General features: G+C 44.1%; 21 protein-coding genes and 4 pseudogenes. 3 read left to right on the forward strand and 22 right to left on the reverse strand.

From position 1 onward, the window contains the following. Positions 1-21: 21 nt before the first annotated feature. The 12 genes and pseudogenes from miaB to DW922_RS13260 form a co-directional block, all read right to left on the reverse strand. On the reverse strand, positions 22-1,554 hold the full coding sequence (miaB, locus tag DW922_RS13205; RefSeq protein WP_195715071.1) for a tRNA (N6-isopentenyl adenosine(37)-C2)-methylthiotransferase MiaB: 1,533 nt from the start codon (positions 1,552-1,554) through the stop codon (positions 22-24). 200 nt (positions 1,555-1,754) lie between these two features. Then, entirely contained in the window at positions 1,755-2,414 is a 660-nt protein-coding gene (locus DW922_RS13210; protein ID WP_195715072.1) for a histidine phosphatase family protein, read from the reverse strand. Beyond that, complete coding sequence (locus tag DW922_RS13215) at positions 2,414-3,658, reverse strand: glutamate-5-semialdehyde dehydrogenase (RefSeq protein WP_118726823.1); 1,245 nt, start codon at positions 3,656-3,658, stop codon at positions 2,414-2,416. The genes DW922_RS13210 and DW922_RS13215 overlap by 1 nt, the downstream gene beginning before the upstream one ends. Before the next feature lie 80 nt (positions 3,659-3,738). Next, positions 3,739-4,386, reverse strand: coding sequence for a 5-formyltetrahydrofolate cyclo-ligase (locus DW922_RS13220; protein WP_118726824.1), 648 nt, complete (start codon positions 4,384-4,386; stop codon positions 3,739-3,741). Further along, positions 4,358-4,585: a DUF896 domain-containing protein gene (locus tag DW922_RS13225; RefSeq protein WP_118544194.1), complete on the reverse strand. Its 228-nt coding sequence runs from the start codon at positions 4,583-4,585 to the stop codon at positions 4,358-4,360. The genes DW922_RS13220 and DW922_RS13225 overlap by 29 nt, the downstream gene beginning before the upstream one ends. Before the next feature lie 144 nt (positions 4,586-4,729). Beyond that, on the reverse strand, positions 4,730-5,584 hold the full coding sequence (gene proB, locus DW922_RS13230; protein ID WP_118726825.1) for a glutamate 5-kinase: 855 nt from the start codon (positions 5,582-5,584) through the stop codon (positions 4,730-4,732). A gap of 87 nt (positions 5,585-5,671) precedes the next feature. Then, positions 5,672-7,303 carry an FAD-dependent protein gene (locus DW922_RS13235; RefSeq protein WP_118726826.1) on the reverse strand — a complete coding sequence of 544 codons (1,632 nt, stop codon included), beginning with the start codon at positions 7,301-7,303 and terminating at the stop codon, positions 5,672-5,674. 3 nt (positions 7,304-7,306) lie between these two features. After that, positions 7,307-8,548 (reverse strand): annotated as a pseudogene (locus DW922_RS13240) (NAD(P)/FAD-dependent oxidoreductase); the annotation flags it as partial. A gap of 155 nt (positions 8,549-8,703) precedes the next feature. Next, entirely contained in the window at positions 8,704-9,108 is a 405-nt protein-coding gene (locus DW922_RS13245; RefSeq protein ID WP_118544222.1) for a hypothetical protein, read from the reverse strand. A 357-nt stretch (positions 9,109-9,465) separates the two neighbouring features. Beyond that, a complete protein-coding gene (locus tag DW922_RS13250; RefSeq protein WP_118544191.1) occupies positions 9,466-9,891 on the reverse strand; it encodes a GNAT family N-acetyltransferase in 426 nt (141 codons plus the stop codon). 102 nt (positions 9,892-9,993) lie between these two features. Continuing rightward, entirely contained in the window at positions 9,994-10,530 is a 537-nt protein-coding gene (locus DW922_RS13255) for a TIGR00730 family Rossman fold protein (RefSeq protein WP_118726827.1), read from the reverse strand. A gap of 55 nt (positions 10,531-10,585) precedes the next feature. Further along, positions 10,586-10,918: a helix-turn-helix domain-containing protein gene (locus tag DW922_RS13260; RefSeq protein ID WP_072522465.1), complete on the reverse strand. Its 333-nt coding sequence runs from the start codon at positions 10,916-10,918 to the stop codon at positions 10,586-10,588. 142 nt (positions 10,919-11,060) lie between these two features. Here DW922_RS13260 and DW922_RS13265 point away from each other — a divergent pair, with 142 nt between their 5' ends. After that, complete coding sequence (locus DW922_RS13265) at positions 11,061-11,414, forward strand: cupin domain-containing protein (protein ID WP_117495883.1); 354 nt, start codon at positions 11,061-11,063, stop codon at positions 11,412-11,414. A gap of 166 nt (positions 11,415-11,580) precedes the next feature. On the opposite strand, the gene DW922_RS13270 is transcribed toward DW922_RS13265, so the two are convergent. The 4 genes from DW922_RS13270 to DW922_RS13285 form a co-directional block, all read right to left on the reverse strand. Next, complete coding sequence (locus DW922_RS13270) at positions 11,581-12,489, reverse strand: radical SAM mobile pair protein B (RefSeq protein WP_118544331.1); 909 nt, start codon at positions 12,487-12,489, stop codon at positions 11,581-11,583. Then, the gene (locus tag DW922_RS13275) at positions 12,477-13,166 is read right to left on the reverse strand and encodes a radical SAM mobile pair protein A (protein ID WP_118705700.1); all 690 of its coding nucleotides are present in this window, start codon (positions 13,164-13,166) and stop codon (positions 12,477-12,479) included. Before DW922_RS13275 ends, DW922_RS13270 begins: the two co-directional genes overlap by 13 nt. Further along, positions 13,163-13,600 (reverse strand): radical SAM mobile pair system MarR family transcriptional regulator, encoded by a 438-nt coding sequence (locus DW922_RS13280; RefSeq protein WP_118041147.1) that lies wholly within the window; start codon positions 13,598-13,600, stop codon positions 13,163-13,165. Before DW922_RS13280 ends, DW922_RS13275 begins: the two co-directional genes overlap by 4 nt. A 138-nt stretch (positions 13,601-13,738) precedes the next feature. Further along, positions 13,739-14,287 carry a hypothetical protein gene (locus DW922_RS13285; protein WP_118544328.1) on the reverse strand — a complete coding sequence of 183 codons (549 nt, stop codon included), beginning with the start codon at positions 14,285-14,287 and terminating at the stop codon, positions 13,739-13,741. 312 nt (positions 14,288-14,599) lie between these two features. On the opposite strand from DW922_RS13285, the pseudogene DW922_RS17725 reads away from it, so the two are divergent. Further along, positions 14,600-14,680, forward strand: a pseudogene (locus DW922_RS17725) (toxin-antitoxin system protein); the annotation flags it as partial. A 196-nt stretch (positions 14,681-14,876) separates the two neighbouring features. On the opposite strand, the pseudogene DW922_RS13290 reads toward DW922_RS17725, so the two are convergent. After that, positions 14,877-15,338: pseudogene (locus DW922_RS13290) on the reverse strand (aldo/keto reductase); the annotation flags it as partial. 24 nt (positions 15,339-15,362) lie between these two features. Here DW922_RS13290 and DW922_RS13295 point away from each other — a divergent pair. Next, positions 15,363-16,217: a LysR family transcriptional regulator gene (locus DW922_RS13295; RefSeq protein WP_118143185.1), complete on the forward strand. Its 855-nt coding sequence runs from the start codon at positions 15,363-15,365 to the stop codon at positions 16,215-16,217. 14 nt (positions 16,218-16,231) lie between these two features. Here DW922_RS13295 and DW922_RS13300 read toward each other — a convergent pair whose 3' ends face one another. The 5 genes and pseudogenes from DW922_RS13300 to cls all read right to left on the reverse strand — a co-directional run bounded on the left by DW922_RS13300 (position 16,232) and on the right by cls (position 21,189). After that, complete coding sequence (locus DW922_RS13300) at positions 16,232-17,296, reverse strand: FUSC family protein (RefSeq protein WP_118726828.1); 1,065 nt, start codon at positions 17,294-17,296, stop codon at positions 16,232-16,234. Between the two features lie 31 nt (positions 17,297-17,327). Next, the gene (locus tag DW922_RS13305) at positions 17,328-18,371 is read right to left on the reverse strand and encodes a HAMP domain-containing sensor histidine kinase (protein WP_118726829.1); all 1,044 of its coding nucleotides are present in this window, start codon (positions 18,369-18,371) and stop codon (positions 17,328-17,330) included. Further along, a complete protein-coding gene (locus tag DW922_RS13310; RefSeq protein WP_118726830.1) occupies positions 18,371-19,081 on the reverse strand; it encodes a response regulator transcription factor in 711 nt (236 codons plus the stop codon). The genes DW922_RS13305 and DW922_RS13310 overlap by 1 nt, the downstream gene beginning before the upstream one ends. Continuing rightward, a pseudogene (locus DW922_RS13315) lies at positions 19,060-19,278 on the reverse strand (phospholipase D family protein); the annotation flags it as partial. The pseudogene DW922_RS13315 and the gene DW922_RS13310, both read right to left, overlap by 22 nt. 351 nt (positions 19,279-19,629) lie before the next feature. Further along, the gene (gene cls, locus DW922_RS13320) at positions 19,630-21,189 is read right to left on the reverse strand and encodes a cardiolipin synthase (RefSeq protein ID WP_118726831.1); all 1,560 of its coding nucleotides are present in this window, start codon (positions 21,187-21,189) and stop codon (positions 19,630-19,632) included. Between the last annotated feature and the right edge of the window lie 81 nt (positions 21,190-21,270).

Genomic DNA, 21,270 nt, shown 5'->3' on the forward strand with positions numbered 1-21,270 from the left:
TGGTGATAATCCAGCCACGTCTTACTTCTCCTGTCCTTCCACTTGCTTTCCCATGTAATAAAATCCCTTGGACTCCTCCAGCCATACATCCACGATCTTTCCGATGAGGCTTTCGTCTCCCGGAAAATGTACCACGGTATTGTTGCTTAAACGGCCGGTCACATAGCCTTCCTTGTGGTCATCGAGGGTTTCCACCAGAACCTTCTGGGTCGTATGCAGGTCACGTCCGCAAACCTCAGAGGAAATCTTCTGGACCTCTTTTAACAGGCGGTCGAAGCGCTCCTTCACAACGTCCTCCGGAACCTGCTCCATCGCTGCTGCCGGGGTACCGGTACGCTTGGAATAGATAAAGGTAAATGCACTGTCATAGCGGACACGGCGCACCACATCCATGGTTTCCTCAAAGTCCTCTTCTGTCTCTCCCGGGAATCCGACGATAATATCGGTCGTCAGGGCGATATCCGGGATTGCTGCGCGGATCTTATCCACCAGCTTCAAATAGCCCTCTTTGTCATAATGACGGTTCATCAGCTTTAAGATACGGCTGCTGCCGGACTGTAACGGAAGGTGCAGATGTGCGCAGACCTTCTCACAGTCACGCATCGCCTCGATCAGGTCATCGGACAGATCCTTCGGGTGGGATGTCATGAAACGGATGCGCTCCAGTCCCTCAATCTTATTAACCTCGCGGAGAAGCTCTGCAAATGTCATCGGCTCCTCCAGGTTCTTTCCGTAGGAGTTGACGTTCTGTCCCAGCAGCATGACCTCCACAACGCCGTCTGCTACCAGTCTCTTAATCTCATTTACGATATCTTCCGGTTTTCTGCTGCGCTCCCGTCCGCGCACGTACGGCACGATGCAGTAGCTGCAGAAGTTGTTGCAGCCAAACATAATGTTGACACCGGACTTAAAGGAATATTTGCGGTCTACCGGAAGCTCCTCCACGATCTTGTCGGTATCCTTCCAGATATCCACAACCATGCGGTTTTTGCTCATCATGCGGCAGCACAGCAGCTCCGCCAGCTTGAAAATATTGTGGGTACCAAAGATCAGATCGACATAAGAGTAGCTCTTCTGGATCTTCTCAATGACAGACGGCTCCTGCATCATGCAGCCACAAAGAGAGATCATCATGCCCGGACGTTTCTTTTTTAAGGTCTGCAGATAGCCAAGACGGCCGTAAACCTTCTGGTTTGCGTTATCGCGCACGGTACAGGTATTGTAAAGGACGATGTCCGCATTCTCAGACTCGACCTCTTTTAAACCAACCTGCTCCAGAATGCCGCAGAGCTTCTCGGAGTCCCTGGCGTTCATCTGGCAGCCAAAGGTTGCAATATGAAAGGTTCCATATTTGTTTTCTGCCTGAAGTTCAGAGAGCATTGCTTCGCCGTAACGCTCCTTTGCCTCCCCACTGTCTTCCAGACGTTCAAACTGCTGTTTCCACAGTTTTTTCGCCTGCTCTATAAAATAGTACTGGCGTGCGCCCTCTTCTTCCGGCGCCGCAGCACGGATCATTTCAAAATCTGGTGTTTCGTTCTGTGTGTATGTTTTCATGTTTGTATTCATTCTTACCTCGTTATCTGCGTTTGATGTTACAAATAAAAAATTATAACATAAAAAGGCCGGGATGCAAAGAGCAAAACGCTCCGATTTCCAGCCTTTTTGTCAATTTTGTTACGGTTCACGCAAACGCGTCTGGCACTTTCAGCCCAACCTTTTTTATCAATTTTATTACAGTTTGTGCCTGCATATCGTCAATGTGAATTGATCTTTTTCCCGGTGCGGAAATCCACACACTCCGACGCGTCATAGTAGATCCGGTCAGCTGCCTCGAGCAATGCCTTTCCGTCTGTCACGGAAACAATGTTTACCGCACAGTTTGGCGGCACGCATCCATGCCAGAAATCGGTTTTATCTTCATAAACATTGTGAAGGATTCCACGGCACGCGCAGCCATGACTGGCGATAAGAATGGTTTTCTCCTGCCAGTCAGGATTCCCTACCAGGTCCTCCCAGAAAGCTTTTGTGCGGGCGCAGAGCTGCTCAATGGTCTCTCCGTCTGCCGCTGTCTGGAAATGGAACGGGTCTTTGTAAAAGTCCTGGAAGTGCTCCGAAGGGATCTCAAAGTTTGCCTTGCGGCAGCCGAGTCCCTCCCAGGAACCAAACCCCAGCTCCTCGATCCGCGCATCTTCCAAGATCGGGATATCACGCCCTGCAAGCACCAGCTCTGCCGTCTGTCTGGCACGTTTTAAGGGACTGGATATGGCAAAGTCAAATGGAACGTCCTTTAAAGCCTCCCCGGTAATCTTCGCAAGCCGGATGCCATTTTCATTTAACGGGATATCGGTCTGCCCCTGCAGACGTCCCTCTGCATTCCACGGTGTCTCCCCGTGGCGGATGATATAAAGCTGCATTATGGTCTCACCTGCCCGTTTCCGTAAATAATGTATTTCGTCGTTGTCAGAGCCTTTAACCCCATCGGACCCCTTGCGTGAAGCTTCTGGGTGCTGATGCCGATCTCTGCGCCAAAACCGAATTCACCGCCGTCTGTAAAGCGGGTAGATGCGTTGACATAGACTGCCGCTGCATCAATGCGGTTTAAAAACTCCTGCGCATGGTTATAATCCTGCGTGATAATGGCCTCGGAATGCCCGGTATTGTAGCGGTTGATATGGCGGATTGCCTCGTCCAAAGAGTCCACCAGCTTTAAGGAGAGGATGTAATCCAGATACTCGGTTCCCCAGTCCTCCTCGGAGGCTTCCGAAAACTCCGGCACGATCTGCTTCGCTGCCTCATCGGCACGCACCTCCACAGACTTTTCTGCCAGGCGCGCAGCCAGAAGCGGCAGGAACTCCCCTGCAATGCTTCTATGTACTACCAGGGATTCACAGGCATTGCAGACTCCGATCCGCTGGGTTTTGGCATTCATGATGATATCTAACGCCATGTCAAAATCCGCGGTCTCATCCACATAGATATGGCAGTTTCCGGTTCCGGTCTCAATGACCGGCACGGTGCTGTTTTGTACCACACTGCGGATCAGCCCTGCGCCGCCGCGCGGGATCAGCACATCCACAAACTCATTTAAGCGCATCAGCTCCTGCGTCACCGCCCGGTCTGTATCCGTGATAAGCTGCAGGGAAGACTCCGGGAGTCCTGCGCGGGAAAGCCCTGTTTGCAGCCACTTTACGATCTCCTTGTTGGATTCAATGGCATCGCTGCCGCCTTTTAAGATCACTGCATTTCCCGTCTTAAAGCACAGACCGAAGGCATCGGAGGTAACATTGGGACGTGCCTCATAGATCATGCCAACCACGCCCAGCGGCACCCGCTTTTCCCCGATGAGAAGTCCGTTTGGCCTTGGCTTCATGGAAAGCACTTCGCCGACCGGATCCGGAAGCTCTGCAATTTTTAACAGACCGTCTGCCATCGCTTCCAGCCGGTCCGGGGTCAATTCTAACCGGTCGATCAGTGCCGGACTCATGCCGTTTTGTGCTGCCCGGATCACATCCTCCTGATTGGCCGTCAGGATATCTTCCTCTCCGTCTAACAGCGCCTTAGCTGCCTGGCGCAGTCCCTCATTTTTTTCGTTGACACCAAGATTGTTTAAATAGGATGCCGCTTCCTTTGCGCGGGCACCGATCACTCTTAAATCCATGCCGTGTCCTCCTGTCGTGTGGCCTGGTGGTTCTCCTAAATTCTGCCAGTCACACCTGCATGTCTGGCCGGAATCGCACCTCAGCCTTCTCCTGTTATGATATCATCCATCTGTCTGTCGTGTTCCTCGGTGGGAAGCTCTGAAAAAATCTGGAATGGGTAACAGACCGCAACTTTTCTGTGTTCCGGCTCCTCCGAAAAGAACCGGTCGTAAAAGCCGCCTCCATACCCCATCCGGTCTCCAGCTCTGGTAAATGCCGTCCCCGGCGTGATCACCACAGCGCTGGGACAATGCACTGTCTTACAATGTTCTGCCGGTTCCGGGATATTCCGAAAGCCCGGCACCAGGTCGTTTTTTCCCTCCACCAGATAAAAATCCATGCAGTTTCCGGTTACCCGCGGCAGTGCCAACGAAAAGCCCTGCTGCCATAAGGCATCCATCAGCCCAAATGTGTCCACCTCACCGCCAAATGAAGCATAGCAGTACACCGTCTGCGGGATGCTTTCTTCTGCCTTCAGCGTATGTAACAGTTGCAGTACCGCTTCCCGGATTCTCTCATCCATTGCCGCTTTCTCCGCGGCATGCTCCGGTTTTACAAGTTCTGCCCGCAGCGCCCGGATCTGACTGCGGATTTCTTTTTTTGAACCGAGTGTCTGATGAACCGGTTCCTCATGACTGAGTTCCTTGCAACAAAGTCCCTTATGACTGAGTGTCTTTGATTCCGCCATATTTTTTGCCAAGATCGGTAATGCTGCCGTCTTTTTCCTTGATTGAAATATTGTTTAAGTGTGCCCGCATGTTGTTTTTGATCGCAGCCACATATTCCTTGCGCAGTCTTGCCTGCTCCTCTTTCTCTTCCTCTGTCAGTCCTACAGACTGTGATTTATGATACAGGGTGTTGATTCTGTCGATGCTGCTCTGGTCCATACAAATTCTCCTTTTTCTTGTTGTCCTGTTTCTATCAGTTTTTGTTTCTACTTGTTTTTGTTTCTATCTATTTTTGTTTCTATCTGTTTTGTATCCGTTTCTTGTTTTCCTGCTGGCTTTCGCACCAGCGATGTTATCTTTTCTTTATACGTCCCCGTATTTTGTGTTGATGTAATCCATCAGATCAAAATCCCGGTTCGGATGTGCCAGGAACAAGGTTCCTTTTTCTTCTCCGTTCACCAGATCGTGGATCACATTCACATCGTCCGCGTTGGCAATGATCATGTCCGATCCGCTGTCTGTCGCGATGCGTGCTGCTGCCAGCTTTGCTGCCATGCCGCCAGTGCCGACATCACTTCTCGAACCACCGCCCATACCGATCAGCTCCGGCGTGATTTCCTCTACCAGACTAATAAAACGTGCATCCGGATTTTTATGTGGGTCCTCTGAATACAGTCCGTCAATATCAGACATTAAGATCAGAAGATCCGCACCGATCAGCGCTGCTACGATTGCAGACAGGCGGTCGTTATCACCAAACTGGATCTCATGGGTGGACACTGTGTCATTTTCATTGACAACCGGCACTGCGCCTAAACGCAGCAGCTCCTCAAACGTGTTCTGCGCATTAATCCGGGAGGTCTCATTGGTCATGGTATCCTTGGTTAAAAGCACCTGTGCCGTGATGTGGTTATACTCGGAAAATATGCGCTGATACACCATCATCAGCCGGGCCTGGCCCACAGCCGCATATGCCTGTTTTTCTGAAATAGTCTGCGGACGCTTCTGACCGCCAAGCGCCTGTCTTCCCGCTGCGATCGCGCCGGAAGAAACCAGGACTACGTCCTTTCCCTCTCCCTTCAGGTCACAGATCACGCGGATGAGCTTTTCGATCTTATATAAATTCAGCTCCCCTGTCTTTTCGTGGGTCAGGGAAGAGGAACCGATCTTGATGACGATCCGCTTTTTCTCTTTCAGTTTTTCCCTGAAGCTATTCATCCTTCTTAGCCTCCTTATCTGAATGCCGCTACGGCAAACCTGTTTCCGATACAGTCTGCCCGGACAAGCCCAAAAGCGATTTCCTATTTATTCCTGATCTGCCGGACATGGTGCATAACGCTTTGCAATGGCTTCTGCCACCTTTATGCCATCCATGGCCGCAGAGGTAATTCCACCTGCATAACCGGCACCTTCCCCACAAGGGTACAGCCCCCGCACTTCACTTTCAAACTGCTCATCGCGCCAGATGCGCACCGGCGAAGAGGTGCGGCTTTCGATTCCGGCAAGCAGTGCATCCGGGCGGTCGAAGCCATGGATCATATGTCCAAAGCCCTCCATCGCCTCGATCAGGGCCAGGTTTAACGGTTCCGGCATAATGGAACGGACATCTCCAAATGCCCATTCTCCGCGCATCTGCGGATTTACGCCGCCAAGCTGGCTGCTGATCTTGTTCTGGCAGAAATCCCCGTAAAGCTGTACCGGGATTTTTCCTCCTCCAGCCTGGTATGCAGCCTCCTCCAGCTTTCTCTGGAATGCCACACCGCCCAGTGCTCCGCGTTCCGGGAAATCCTCCGGTGTGACGGTGACGATCAGGGCACTGTTTGCGTTTTCTCCCGCCCGGTCATGATAGCTCATGCCGTTGACTGCCAGCCTTCCTGCTTCGGAAGAAGCATTGACCACATAGCCGCCCGGACACATACAGAAGGTGTACACGCCGCGACCGCTCTTCGTCTGCCTGGTAAGCTTATAATTAGCTGCACCAAGCGCCACGGCATCTTCTCTGCCATACTGGGACAGATTGATCATATTCTGCGGATGCTGGATACGCAGTCCAACCGCAAATGCCTTTTCTTCCATCGGAACCTGATGCGCAAGCAGCATCGAAAAAGTATCCCGCGCGCTGTGTCCGATCGCCAGAACAACAATGCTACTCTTTATGGTTTCTTCTGTTTGTACCCCGGTCTGTGAATCCGCAAACGAAACCTTCACACCGCTTACATTTTGCTGCTCCACCAGAAGATCCGTCACCTGGGTATCAAAACGGACGGTACCGCCCAGACGTATGATTTCCTGGCGCATGGCTTTTACCACCTCTGCGAGCACATCCGTGCCGATATGCGGCTTGTGGTCGTAAAGGATCGACGGATCTGCGCCAAATTCCGTGAAAAGTTCCAGCACCAGCTGTCCACGCTTCAACGGGTCCTTCACCAGTGTATTCAGCTTTCCGTCGGAAAATGTTCCTGCTCCGCCTTCTCCAAACTGTACATTCGTCTGGAGATCCAGGGTTCCGCCCTGCCAGAAGGCATTCACCTTTTTCTGGCGCTCTTCGACCGAGCTGCCCCGTTCCAGAAGAATCGGACGATAACCGTGGCGGGCCAGCATCAGACCACAAAATAGTCCCGCCGGACCGGTTCCGATGATGAGTGGCCGCTCCCTTAAGCGCTCCTCTCCTGCCTCCGGGAAGTGGTAATGCTCCTCCTTGCAGAGGCTAATCTGTGGATTTTTTCCTTTATGTAACAGTTCCTTTTCCCTGCTGGCGGAAACATCCACGGTGTAACTGTAAAAAAGCTCTGGCTTTTTGCGCGCGTCCAGGGAACGTTTCCGAATGTGAAGCTTTAGGATTTCCTCCGGCGCTATCCGCAAAAGCTTTGCTATTTTCTTCTTCAGTGCCTCCGGTGTATGGTCTGCCGGAAGCTTGATCTGTGTTAATCGTATCATAATCTATATTCTCCCTGCTGTTGTTCCGGCCACTGCCCCGGTGCTCCAGGCCCACTGCAGGTTATACCCGCCGCAGATGCCATCCACATCGGTCAGCTCTCCCACCAGAAACAGATGCTTCACCAGCTTCGATTCCATGGTGTCCGGACGAAGTTCCCTGGTATCGACACCACCGCAGCAGACCTGTGCCTGCTCAAAGCTGTTGGTCGCGGTGACCGGGACTTCAAATTTCTTGATCTGCATTGTCAGTGCCTCCAGCTGGCTGTCCTTGATCTGGGCACAGGAACGATCCGGCTGGATTCCTGCCTGTTTTAACAGCACTGCTGCTAATTTTTTATTCAAAACGCCATTTAAGAACTCGCCGGATGGACGGTAACCAAGCATCGATTTTCTCTGTTTTAACATTGCCCTGGTATCTTCCATGCTCTTAGACGGGAAGAAGTCCAGCACCGCGTTTACACGCCTGCCTGCGTCCAGTGCCTGGGAAGCATACCGGCTTACCTGAAAGGTCGGGATACCGGAGATACCATAATCCGTCAGCTGGACCTCGCCCTCATCTGCTGCCAGTGTTTTTCCGTCACTCACAAGCCGTACCACAGCCTCACAGCGAACTCCCGCCAGCTGTTTGAAAAACGTTCCCTTGCATCTTAGCTGTACCAGCGCCGGAAGCGGTTTGATGATCGTGTGACCGAACGCCTTTGCAAGCTCATAGCCGCTACCGTCCGAACCGGACACCGAAGCCGCCTTGGAACCGGTCGCCAGGATCAGGCAGTCACCCTGATAAGTTCCCTGGTCACTCTCCACAAGAAATCTTCCATTTTTTGTCTTCTTCGCGGAACGGATCTGACAGGACAAAACCGTTTTGATACCCAGATGCTCCGTCTCAAAGCGCAGCGCATCCAACACCGATGCCGCCTGGTCCGAGTTTGGATAAATGTAACCATTCCGGTTTCTGGTGATGATCCCGATTCCGTCAAAAAAACTTAACGTATCCCAGACAGAAAAGCGGTCCAGCACCTTCATGGGAAACAGCTTCTGGCTGCTCCGGTAATGCTCCGGCTTCAGAGACAGGTTCGTCAGGTTGCAGCGCCCGTTTCCTGTAGATAATATCTTTTTCCCCACCCGGTCCATATGCTCCAGAATGGTTACCTCTGCGCCTTCCCGGGCCGCCATGATGGCCGCCATCAGACCGGAAGCCCCGCCTCCGATGATCAGTACTTTTCTCTTCACGTTTTCCACGTTGTTCCTCCGCTGTTTCTCAAGATCATTTTAGGAACGGTTCACAGATAGCTGTATCTGCCCAGTTCCCATTTGTGGCTACCGTTCATACGTATGCAGTAACCATTTGCGTTCTATTGTATCCAGTTTGCACGCTCTTTTCAAGCAGATTTTATAACATATCAGCTAGTATACGATTCCAGATAATGAAACACTTCTGCCATAGACGAAAACCAGATCCCTTCCCGCAGCTTTGTCCGCTCCTTTGGTGGAAAATCCATGAGCGGCATATGTGTATAAAGACAGATCGTTTTCTGATCCTTTAAAAAGATCAGAAGCATCCCATCCTCCGCCACCAGATAATACTCTTCCTGGACAGGATGCGCCTGTACCCGCTCCTGGTTTGCCGCCATCTGATCCTCTACGACCGTTTCCTGTGTCTCTTCTGTTTCCAGCTGTTCGATTCCGGTCTCGTTTCTATTTTCCAGACCTGCACCTTCCTGACTGCGCCGGACAAAAAACGCGATTAGAATGCAGATCACACTCACTCCCAAAAACAAAAATAAACAGATCCTATACTTTTTCATGGAAAATCCCTCCATGGTATAGTATCTGCTTATTTTTCTTTTTTATCCACCTCCGGTGCCTACGCCTGCGTAAACCAGTCGATTTTATCCGTAAATTGGAATTGAGATTTCGCCTGTATCCTTTGTCTGCTTAAGATCGGATGGAAGTCTTGAACTGCCAGGTACATTAGGAAGTTGTTATATTGATTTCCGAATCCAATCATCAAGGAACTCCATCTGCTTATCTGTATGAAACCAGTGGTCTCCGTCATTCATTACTGTAAGAATTGCTCCGGTTTGTTCTGCAAATGCATACATGGTTTCTCCTGAAGTCAGATTATCCTTTGCACCATATAAATTCCACAAACCTTGAAGTTACTAATTCCATACCATTACAAATTCTTTTTCTCCTGTGTTGTCATCTATATTTTCGGATCTGATGTTAAATTTCTCCCGTAGATAAAATTTAATTGCTTTCTCATTTTTCTGATAGACGTTTAATTTTAATGTAGGCTTGACTTTCTTTACATGATTTAGCAGTTGTTTCCCAATCCCTTTTGATTGCATTGTTTCTTTTACAAAAATACCTTCAATATAATCATCATTCAATCCAATGAATCCATCTATCTGCTTTGCACATTCATCTTCATGCACATATATTTCTGCATGAGAAAGCAGTTCTCTCACCATGTCGCAGTTGGTACGCCAGTAATCGGACGGTATGAAATGATGTGCTCGAATATTCGTATCAAGCCAGATCTGCATCACTGCGTCTATATCACCATTGCTGTATTGTCTTACCAATTTTCTATCTCCTAATCTACCTATTCTTTCGTTTCAAAAACTGGAAATTGATCGTGCTCTGTCTTTCGCTAATGCAACTCCATTTTACTGTGCAAACATAAGTTATGCCCGTCTCAAGATTCGCTTTATATCATCCAGATTTTCAACAAAAAAGATTCCCTCCTGTCGCTCGTTAGAAGATAATCCTTTTTCAATCATATGATTTAGAAGTGCTTTCAAATCATCGTAGTAACCGTTCAGGTTGTAGAGAATGCAAGGTGCCTCCAGATGTTTCAAAGACACCTTCGACATTACCTCTGTAATTTCCTCCAATGTTCCCGTGCCGCCCGGGAAGGCAATAAAGGCTTCTCCTAACTCAATCATTTTGTTTTTTCTCTCAGACATATCCTTAGTCACAATCAGTTTTGTCAGTCCATCATGTTGAAACTCATTTTCAATAAAAAAATTCGGCTCAACACCCGTAACATCACCGCCTGCCTTCAATACACTGTCTGCCAATGCTCCCATTAAACCACCTTTAGAACCACCGTAAACAAGTGCATTTCCACTGTTTCCAATCCATGCCCCCAATTCCTCAACTGCTTTTCGTAAGCATGGGTCATTTCCTTCGTTTGCCCCAAGATAAACTGTTATATTCATTAAAAATTTTCTCCTACAACTTCCGATTGTTCGAACTTTTCAAATACTAACGTACTTAATTCTGTTCAATAAGTGATTTATAGTAGTTACCAAAGTCAGCAAGTGAATTAACAATTGGAAGCATTTTTGTTCCGAGTTCCGTTAATCCGTATTCGACTCTCGGTGGCTGCTCATGGTAATCGTGGCGATATGCCAGTCCATCACTCATCATTTGTCTTAAACTATCTGTCAAAACCTTTTGTGAAATACCATCTATACTTCGTTGTAGCTCATTGAATCTCCATGGACGCTCTTTCAAGTTACGCAAAATCAGCAGTTTCCATTTTCCTCCGATGAGAGATACCGCTGTTGCAACTGGGCATTCCGGTAATTCTTCTTTTGCTCGCATAATTCTCACCTCCGAGTCTATTGTAACACATTCAATTTTGAGTGTACAGTTACAAAAAGGTGCGTACTTGTTTTTGTATGTGTCTCACACTATACTAATACCAAGCAGCCAGAAACTACAAATCAACTATGGAGGTATTATTATGACAAATTACACAAAAACAACTATTGGAAAGGAAAACCGAATTGAACTGCATGAAAAGTTGTCTTTAACAGGTGCAGAAATCAGTTTAAACGAACTACCTGCAGGAGCAAATGTCCCATTTGTTCATTCTCATAAAGAAAATGAGGAAATCTATGGAATTCTTTCAGGTAACGGCAAAGCCATAATTGATGGAGAAGAAATCAGCCTTTCAACTGGAGACTGGCTAAAAATCGCACCTGCTGCAAAGCGTCAGTTTTTTGCATCCGATATTTCCGGAATTACTTATATCTGCATACAGGTAAAAGAAAATTCTCTGGAACATTTTACAGCAGAGGACGCCGTAATCGGCTAATTAAAAGTATTTATTTACAAAAATGCACAGTTCCCGATAAGCTAAGAACTGTGCATTTCTTTTTTCTTTAATTTTACAATTTCTCTATTTTTCAAACAAGAACTTCTCGATTTCAAATGGCGATAAATAAATCTCTCCACCATCATCAGTTTAATTTTCGTTTAGATTAACGATTTCTTTTTCCTGTATTCTCTGTCCCTCGGATTTCCTCATGATAGAAATAATCTACGATCACCGGATGTCCCTGCGGGACTCTGCCATAAGGCATTTCATTATCCACAAAGGGACAATCATACTTCTTAGCCATTTCCTCAGCTTTTACTTCAAGTGCTTCAAAGTAGCTGCGGTTATGCTTGTTATAGATCTCGTCATAAAGTGGTACAAGATCAGGATAATTTCCGGCGATATAAGCCATAATTGTCTTTTTGAAACCGCCTCGAAGATTGAGATTTTCAAGCCAGAACAGATCGCACTGATCCTTTACCCGCTCAAAGATTGCTTCAAAATTCGTGATACCGGGGAATACCGGAGATACGAAACAGACTGTACGGATACCTGCTTCATATACCTGCTTCATAGCAGCGATACGGCGCTCAATGCTAGAAGCAGAGTCCATATCGTTCTTGAAATTTTCATCTAGTGTGTTGATCGACCATGAAACGGTTACTCGTCCAAGCTTCTTCAGCAGATCAATATCTCGTACCACAAGATCCGACTTTGTGCAGATCAGAATATCTGCGTCACTGCCGATCAGCTGCTCCAGAAGTTTTCTGGTATTCCCGAATTGCTCCTCCTGTGGATTGTAGCCATCTGTCACAGAACCGATGACCACCCGCTGTCCGGCATATTTCTTCGGATTCTTAATTTCCGGCCAATGCTTCACATCAAGGAAAGTGCCCCATTCCTCCTTGTGTCCGGTAAAGCGCTTCATAAAAGAAGCATAGCAATACTTGCAGGCGTGTGTACAGCCTACATATGGATTGACCGAGTAACCGCCTACAGGCAGACTGGACTTGGTCATGATGTTCTTTGTTTCCGCCTCATTAATGAGGATTCCATTTATTACTTCTGCCATGATCTCTGTACCTCCAACACTTTATTGAATTCATCCGGCATTTCCTGAATCATATTTTCAGTCCCTATGATAGGGACAAGATCTTCCTTCATAAATACCGGAATGTCAAGCACATGCGCCTGATCTGTCAGAGACCATGCCCACTCCGGCTCCGTATGAACCTTCCTGCTCTGAACTCCAGTCATGGTGCCGACAACGATCCAGTTGATCCCGGAAAGATCAACTGAACCTGGATTGTCGAATAACGGCTCAAAGGTAACATGATAGTGTTTTGCTCTGACATTTTCCCGTAGTGCGTCAATACGCCACAGTTCTGCTTTTCTCGTCACCGTAACACCAAACCATGCGTTTTCCAAATCTGTATCAAAATCCAGCAGATCTGGTCGCTTTGTAAGGAACAGGAACTGATGCTGTGGATTTTCACGGATTTTTTCAAATACCTCGTCTCTCCATTCTGACTTCCAGCCGGAAAGATCGCTCATGCCGGTAAGAAGAAAGTTCTGCGGACGTTTCTTTTCCATCATCTTGAGCTTACCCGGAAAGAATTCAGGGTCAGCAAAGTCATCAATCATATGCCAGCGTTTCACATTATTGCGGGCATAGCAATATGCACACCCCACTGTACATCCGATGACGATATTCATGTTTTGAATCTGATCTTTGATACAAATACTCATGATTTCTGCCACTCCTCAAGATTCTTTCTGATACGGTCGAGGCATTCCTCAAACTGGGTAATTTCTTCCTCCGAAAAACCTTTGTAGTAAATACTGCCCATTTTATCAGATACAGAATCGTATTTGTCCTTTAAGGCATGTGCTTTTTCAGTCAGAAACAGGAGTGTTTTCCTTTTGTCCGTTTCAGACTGAACACGTCTTATCAGCCCTTGATTTTCCATTCTTTCCAGCATCGTAGTAAGAGAAGTTATCGCTAATCCACATTTAATCGAGAGTGACCTGATTGAGATTCCATCTTCCTGCCACAGTACATAAAGAATACGCCCTTGGGCTCCGTTAAACGCATCAATATTCTTTTCGCTGAGAATCTTCTCAAAGATTCGATCTCCAAGTTGTTTTATTTTGGTAACAAGAAATCCGCCATTCATTTTCACGCAAAAACTCCTATATAGTATTTTATCAAATAATACTATATAGGAGTTTTACTGTCAACAGTTTGTATGTCTAAGTAGAAGTGAATTCCGATTTCTCAGTTTCAAAAACTTGAAGTTGTCACCATGTTCATCACTTATTTATACACGTTTGTAAATAATGGGATCATCGTATCCAAAAGTCCGCTTTCCGTTAACTTCTATAATTTCAGATACTTCCAAACAACTATCAGAAAACTTTTCCCAAAGCTTAAATGTCATTACTGGTGAAAACTGACTTGTGCTGCCTCCCTCCCAGATGCCATCATTTTCATGATAAAGTGCAGGAGTAAACTTTTTAGATTTTTTCAGTTCACTATAATCAACATTTTTCATAGAATCATATGAGAATGTATTTTTGTCTTCTCCTTCCGGAATCTCATAGGAGGAAAGTAAAATTCCATCTTCATTTTCTGTAATAAGGAAAAGGTGCGGTGATGCATGACGGTTACCATTGGTCTCATAGTAACTTTCTTCAACAACAAATTTTCCATTGAAATCTTGAGGAATATTATTTATTTTGTCATTGCAGACTGTATTTACATGCTTAGCATAAGGATATATTTTTCCTGTTGCCTGCATCATATTAAACTGCTCTTTGTTATCAAAATGTCCCGTCATCATACCAATAAAATTATCAAGTTTCATCATTTTATTTTACCTCCATAAATTCCGATTGAGATTTCACCTGTTTTAAGAGATTTAATAACTGTTATATTTTGTTATTAAATTCTCTGTAAACCCTTGAAAACACTGGATTTGTCACAGGTGAGCTTTCCCTTATTGTTTCCCTTGTGTTATATCGTCCCATCAGTGTTTATGAACTCTGATAAGGGCAAATACAAGGGCAAAAAATTATATAAAACAGTATAACATAAAATAAAAGTGACATGGTGGACTGATTGAAATGCTTCTTAATTTTTGCTACTAATGATTGATTAAATGATAAGGAGATGGGATACGATGAGAACAATATTTGCAGAATACAATCCACAATGCAACAGCATTGATGTTTATACCAGTGCGGGATATATGCTCCGCCTTATTTAGCGGAATATCCACATTAATATGTTTCAGGTTATGAACATGTGCATTTCGAATTTTAATCACATTCGGATGATTCTGTTCCTTCATTTTCTTATCCTTTCCGTATAACAATTTTCTTATCCTATTATACGGCAAAAGCGTATTGCCGGTCGTATAAACCACAATACGCTTTTGCCTTTATGAAGCTACTTTGTTACACAATACTCATAAACCATTCCACCGTTTCTGGTGAATAATGAGAAAAGAACAAACTCTTTCCAGTATCAAGCACTTCCATCTGCTTCATTTCCTCATCTGTCAGCACAAAATCAAATACATTGAAATTCTCCTGCATTCGTTCTTCGTGCGTTGATTTTGGAATCACAACAATGCCATTCTGAAGCAAGAAACGAAGTGCCACCTGAGCTACACTCTTTCCATATTTTGCTCCGATTTCTTTCAGTACCGGAGTATTGAAGAAATCATTTTTTCCTTCTGCAAACGGTCCCCAACTCATAATCTGTGTATTATGTTTTGCAAGATATTCACGAGCCACTTTTTGCTGCTGGAACACATGTGTTTCCACCTGATTTACCGCAGGAACAACTTCTGCGAAATGTGCAATGTCGATATAACGATCCGGATAGAAGTTTGAAACGCCGATTGCACGTGCCTTGCCTGCTTTAAAAGGAGTATCTAAATGTTAGATTTATCCGATCTTTACCAGTTTGTAACCTACGCAGACTGTGGTACCTTATCTGCTGCTGCAGATAAACTTCATATTTCCCAGCCGACACTTACCAGAACCATGCATGATGTGGAAGATGCTTTTGGGGTTCCACTCTTTCATCGTGGTAAAAACCGTATCGAATTAACTGCCACCGGTAAAGTTGCGGTAGAGCAGGCCAGGTCTCTGCTTTCCGAGTCTGAAAAAGCAGTTCAGACCGTACAGACATTTGAACGCAATCAGCATACGATTACCATTCATTCCTGCGCTCCCGTACCTCTATGGTCATTATTGCCTGAACTGTCACGCAGATTTCCTGATAATATTATTTCCTCAAAACTGACAAATATGGATGAAATCCTTCAAAATGCCAGTTCCGGCAATGCTGATATCGGTATTCTGCCACAGGCCTGTTCAGATAAAAATCTTCTCTGCATCCCTTATCTTAAGGAGCAGCTCTATGTCTGTATCCCGAAAGAACACAAACTGGCAGAACATTCACAGCTGAGTCTTTCACAGCTTAACGGTTTTAACTGCCTTCTTCGTGATGAAATCGGTTTCTGGACAAATCTGGTAAAAAGCAAAATGCCAGCATCCCGCTTTCTGATACAGACAGATGAATTTGAGTTTGAAGAATTGGTCAGGACTTCCACATTATTATGTTTTTCCAGCAGTAAAGCACCCGGCTCAGAGCAGACTCTGAAAGGACGGAAACGGATTCCCTTAACTGATCCTGAAGTAAATGTTACCTATCACCTGATTAGTTCTGCTAAGAGTACTATTTTACAATCTGTTTCGCCCACTTTTGAATTTCGTTATCAGAAGTAATCTGTTTTTCTTCATTAAAGCGTACATTGAGTCCCGCATGAACCGTTTTTTTTAGACATAAACCAATAAAATATAACACAAAATGCTAAAGCAAACACAACACCAAAAACATTTTGAATCACTCTAAGACTAACCGCTCCTTGTAGTCCATAAGTCTCTGCAGCAATGGCTAAAGCACCAAATGTGTTAAATACTGCCTGCCAGCCATATTGTGCTGAAAATCCTACACCGATTCCACCAAGAATTCCTATATATGCATAGATTGACGAAGGAAGCAGAAAATATAATACGGTAAAACATATAACACCTGCAATATTTCCGACAATCCTTTTACGGACTCTGTAGTGCATATCTTCCATAAACGGCAAAATCGTGGACATGGCCGCAATACCAGCCCACATTGCACGTGGCATATTACAAAGTTCTGCAATGCAAAGGACAATCGGTACGCATAAAATCTGACATATCTGCCATTTTGTTCTGGAAGAAGTGATATCAAATTCTTGTATCAGATCTTTCAGATTTCTTTTATAGGTTCTGTTTTTATGATTTCGATAAAATACGAAGCAGGTAAGTGCTGCACCTAAAGCCATTCCGACTAATCGCATCTGATAGCTTTTTCCTGTAACATCATAACCATATAGCAGTAGATACCCAAGAACCAATGTAGATTGATTAAACATGAATGGATTATGGCATCCGAACAGAATCAACACAGCCAGTGCCGCAATATTTAACAGCATTCCCAATACCGGTGAAAACTGATTTGCTAAATGCGGACATACAGTCATAATTACAAAGAACAAAGCCAAAAGCATCGTAGATTGTCCGGTGTGGATCCCCAGATCCGCATTTCTAAACACCATGAGACATAATAAGACTACTACACCTACAATGCTGTTCTCATTTCCAAATAGGATACTGAAAATACTAACAAAGAAAAAACAAAATGCCATTGTAGCAGCTATCTTCACCAGATATACCCACATATGATATAATTTTTCTTTTAGTGTTTCACTCCTTTTCAACAGGTTTTTAGAACCTGCCTGATTTAACTGCAACTCCTGATAAAATGTCATGTAATTCCTCCTCTATCTGTTTTTCTTAAACTTATATGGCCTCATCTTTCTGTATTGGAAGCTCTACAACAAATCTGCATCCACCATATTCACGGTTTTCTGCTTTGATTGTTCCTCCGGCACTATCTACAATTCGTTTTACAAGTGCAAGACCTAGGCCATTTCCTTCTGCTTTATGAGATCCATCTACCTGATAGAACTTGTCAAATATTCTGGATTTTACATCATCCTCTATTCCTGGTCCTTCATCTTCCAGAATGAACTTAACAGAATCCTGTTCTTGTTTCAGAAACATCGTAATTGTCCCCTTTGAAGGACTGAACTTAATCGCATTATCCAAAAGATTCATCCAGATATGCATAAAAAGTCCTTCATTCCCAGTATATTTAACTTCCTCCAGCTCTACCTGGAAACCAATTTCTTTTTCTGTCCATTTTGTCTCCAGGGAAAGAAATGCCTGACGGATCTGTTCATCCAAACGATATTCTGTTTTTTTCATTGGTATGTTCTGATTCTCTAACTTGGATAACAGCAAAATATTTCCAACCAATCCGGAAAGCCTTTGGGTATTAAACAGGATTTTTTCTACATATTCCTCTTGCTCCTGAGACAGTTCTTCTCCCTGAAGAAGCATTGTATACCCTTCAATGGCATTGATCGGGGTCTTAAACTCATGAGAAACATTGGAGACAAAATCCATCTGCAGTACTTCTGTTGCACGAAGCTCTTTTGTCATCACATTAAAACTCTGGTAAGATTCTCCAACTTCTGCGATACGGCTGTTCGTTTCCAAGTGCTGTTCAAAATCTCCCTGCGAAACTTCCTTCATTGCTTTACTGAGTCTGGTAATTGGTTCCAGCAACCTTGCATTGATAAAGGAAGTAATCAGCCCTGCAATCAATGTATTAAAAATCAAAAGCCAGCCAAGCACAGGTATGCTACCAGGCAGATTAAAAAAATGATTCAAAAAAGCAAATAATAACGCAGATATGACTGTTGAAAATACAAGTGCCAGCCAGATTGCACCAGTCAGACAGGATCGAATCCGCAATCCTTTTTCTTTCTTTTGTTCCATTATTTTTTCACCACCTTGTATCCAATTCCACGCATTGTTACGATTTCAAAATCAGGGTTATCTTTCAAACGCTCTCTGATTCTTCCTATATGTACCTCTATCGTATGTGGGTCTGCCTCCGTCTCGTATCCCCATACTTCATCCATCAACTGTTGTTTTGTAAATGTTCTGCCTGGCGATGCTGCAAGCTTATATAAAAGCAGGAATTCTTTTTTAGGCAAAACAAGACTTTCCTTATCAGTTGTAACCGTCATTGCATCATAATCAAACTCTGTTGAACCGATCACAATTTTGTGTTCATTCAGTATCTGTGCACGGCGAAGCAGTGCTCCGACTCTTAAAACCATTTCATTCACATTTACCGGTTTTACCATATAATCGTCACTTCCCGAAAGAAATCCCTGGCACATATCATCAAAGGAACCTTTCGCAGTGATCATAAGTACCGGTATCTGATATCCTGCTGAACGGAGTTCCGACACCAGTTCATAACCATCCATAACCGGCATCATAATATCGGAAATGATCAGATCAATATACTCTTTATCCAATATTTCTAATGCCAGTGCTCCATCCGATGCACTTTTGACCTGATATCCATTCTTCTCAAGCACTTTTTGGAATAGCTGGCTTAATTCTTTATCATCTTCTACAATCAATATTTGAAACACGTTTTCCTTCCTCCTTATTAAAACAGATACCTTGCCCATCCAAGCAGATGCTGTACCAAAAGTACGTTTCTCTGACGCTTCTTTGTCAATTCAATTGGCTCTACATGATACGGATCACGATAGGTTCCATCTTCCAATACCTGTCGGGACACTCTTTCATATTCCATCATGCCTTCTTCCAACTGTTTATTAATCTCTTTGCTACGTATTACAAGCATCAGTTCCGTATCCAGATACGTGCTTCCCATTTTTTGTTTCTTTTTTGGTTGTATTGGACACTTCCGGCTGCTTTTTATATGCAACGCAGATTCCGAGCAATTCATAAAAAGCCACACATAAAAAAATTGCCAGTATAACAAGAAGGATTTTACATATTTTATACTTTTTCATTGTACATCACCTGATTCCTTTTTATTTCATACTTATACAATACAAAGTCAATCTCAATTTAACCTCAACAAGGTTTGTTTTTTCATCAATGCAAAATCTTCTTTGTACAACAGACTGTTAGATATAGCAAAAACGGCCTTTCAAAAACAGTTAACTTCTAAATCAACTGTTTTTTGAAAGGTCGTTTCATCAGATTCTTATAGCAATCCAGCAAATAATCTCATAAATAATTGTCCCAGTCGCAAATATGCACTTCGTCCGGTTTGATATTGGTCTGTCACATCACGACATTCTCCCATCGTTCTTATCAGATCATTTTTTATTTCCACAACTGCCTGACAATCTGCCATAAAACAGCCGTTTTCAAAATGGTGATATAAACTTCGATAATCCAGATTAATTGTTCCACAAGTTGCCATACAGTCATCTGCCACACTCATTTTTGCATGACAGAAACCAGGAGTCCACTCATAAACACGAACACCATGTTTAACCAATCCATGATAAAAAGAACGAGTTATATTATAAATGAATTTTTTATCAGGGATACCAGGTGTGATAATTCTTACGTCTACCCCTCGCTTAGCAGCCAGACATAACGCATGCGTCATTTCATCTGTTATGATTAGATATGGAGTCATAAACCAACAATATTTTTCAGCTTTATTTATCATACTGATATAAACTTCTTCTCCTACTTGCTCATTATCCATAGGGCTGTCTGCATAAGGTTGAACAAACCCAGTTTGCTGTGCCGCATAATCATAGTGGAAAAGGTATTTACTAAAATCAGAATCATTAGCATCCTTATCACTTACTGCATTCCACATTTCCAAAAATGTCACCGTAAGCGACTGAACAGCATCTCCTTCTAAACGAATACCTGTATCTTTCCACTGTCCATACGGGTGTGTGTAATTAAAATATTCGTTTGCTAGATTATATCCACCTGTAAATCCGACTTTTCCATCAATAACTGTTATTTTTCTATGATCACGATTGTTCAAAAACAGATTTAAACCTGGCATAAACGGATTGAATACACGGCAATGAATTCCTATTGCCTCCATCTTTTTCACAAAATCTGTGTTAATAAAGCCTATAGAACCCATATCATCGTAGAATACTCTAACTTCCACACCTGCTTTTACTCGCTCTTCCAGAACATCTTGAATCTTATGCCATGCTTCAGCGTCTTCTATCGCATGATATTCCATAAAGATAAACTTCTGTGCTTTCTCCAAATCCTTAAGCTGTGCCTCTAATCCTTTCACTGCTTCATCAAAATACACAATATCCGTATTCTGATAGATTGGATACTGCGAATTTCTTTGTATGTAACTTGCTATATTTCCTGCTTTCGGAATTGTTTCTTTTATTCTGCTCAAACACTCCTGATTGTCCGGAAGCATTGGTAACAATTTGCTATCAATTTCTGCATATCGCTCACGCATTTTATGTGTGCCACCATTCAAACCAATCAACAAATACAGGCCTACACCCATAATTGGGAAAATTAGAATTAAGATGACCCAAGGCATTTTCATAGAGGATGTCTTATTTGATGCGTACAATCCCAAAACCAAGATCCCACTCAAAATCTTTGTAAATAAATTTATGATTTCTGCATATTCATTCAAGCGTGTTACGATAGTAATAATAAAAATCACTTCCAGAAGAATGCAGATTATGGAAAAACACAGCCGTTTTACCCCGTTTTTTGTTTTTGCTTTACCCTCTAAAGTATCTTGTTTCATATATATTCCACCTTCCTACTTGCTCAGTTTTCTCCGTGAACTACATCGGCAATTGAATTACCGAGCATCTGATTACGAAGC

It is taken from the genome of Clostridium sp. AM42-4 (assembly GCF_003480105.1).
Taxonomy (GTDB): Bacteria; Bacillota; Clostridia; order Lachnospirales; family Lachnospiraceae; genus Brotaphodocola.

What these genes read in the sequence shown, in the direction of transcription:
- DW922_RS13220 (WP_118726824.1), bottom strand. Translation starts at nt 4,386, where the DNA reads ATGGCGGAATCAAAGACACTCAGTCATAAGGGACTTTGTTGCAAGGAA.
- DW922_RS13210 (WP_195715072.1), bottom strand. Translation starts at nt 2,414, where the DNA reads ATGCAGCTTTATATCATCCGCCACGGGGAGACACCGTGGAATGCAGAG.
- DW922_RS13310 (WP_118726830.1), bottom strand. Translation starts at nt 19,081, where the DNA reads ATGGGCAAGGTATCTGTTTTAATAAGGAGGAAGGAAAACGTGTTTCAA.
- DW922_RS13285 (WP_118544328.1), bottom strand. Translation starts at nt 14,287, where the DNA reads ATGATGAAACTTGATAATTTTATTGGTATGATGACGGGACATTTTGAT.
- DW922_RS13270 (WP_118544331.1), bottom strand. Translation starts at nt 12,489, where the DNA reads ATGGCAGAAGTAATAAATGGAATCCTCATTAATGAGGCGGAAACAAAG.
- DW922_RS13265 (WP_117495883.1), top strand. Translation starts at nt 11,061, where the DNA reads ATGACAAATTACACAAAAACAACTATTGGAAAGGAAAACCGAATTGAA.
- DW922_RS13245 (WP_118544222.1), bottom strand. Translation starts at nt 9,108, where the DNA reads ATGAAAAAGTATAGGATCTGTTTATTTTTGTTTTTGGGAGTGAGTGTG.
- proB (WP_118726825.1), bottom strand. Translation starts at nt 5,584, where the DNA reads ATGAATAGCTTCAGGGAAAAACTGAAAGAGAAAAAGCGGATCGTCATC.
- DW922_RS13275 (WP_118705700.1), bottom strand. Translation starts at nt 13,166, where the DNA reads ATGAGTATTTGTATCAAAGATCAGATTCAAAACATGAATATCGTCATC.
- DW922_RS13255 (WP_118726827.1), bottom strand. Translation starts at nt 10,530, where the DNA reads ATGAATATAACAGTTTATCTTGGGGCAAACGAAGGAAATGACCCATGC.
- miaB (WP_195715071.1), bottom strand. Translation starts at nt 1,554, where the DNA reads ATGAAAACATACACACAGAACGAAACACCAGATTTTGAAATGATCCGT.
- DW922_RS13295 (WP_118143185.1), top strand. Translation starts at nt 15,363, where the DNA reads ATGTTAGATTTATCCGATCTTTACCAGTTTGTAACCTACGCAGACTGT.
- DW922_RS13260 (WP_072522465.1), bottom strand. Translation starts at nt 10,918, where the DNA reads ATGCGAGCAAAAGAAGAATTACCGGAATGCCCAGTTGCAACAGCGGTA.
- DW922_RS13215 (WP_118726823.1), bottom strand. Translation starts at nt 3,658, where the DNA reads ATGGATTTAAGAGTGATCGGTGCCCGCGCAAAGGAAGCGGCATCCTAT.
- DW922_RS13305 (WP_118726829.1), bottom strand. Translation starts at nt 18,371, where the DNA reads ATGGAACAAAAGAAAGAAAAAGGATTGCGGATTCGATCCTGTCTGACT.
- DW922_RS13225 (WP_118544194.1), bottom strand. Translation starts at nt 4,585, where the DNA reads ATGGACCAGAGCAGCATCGACAGAATCAACACCCTGTATCATAAATCA.
- DW922_RS13235 (WP_118726826.1), bottom strand. Translation starts at nt 7,303, where the DNA reads ATGATACGATTAACACAGATCAAGCTTCCGGCAGACCATACACCGGAG.
- cls (WP_118726831.1), bottom strand. Translation starts at nt 21,189, where the DNA reads ATGAAACAAGATACTTTAGAGGGTAAAGCAAAAACAAAAAACGGGGTA.
- DW922_RS13300 (WP_118726828.1), bottom strand. Translation starts at nt 17,296, where the DNA reads ATGACATTTTATCAGGAGTTGCAGTTAAATCAGGCAGGTTCTAAAAAC.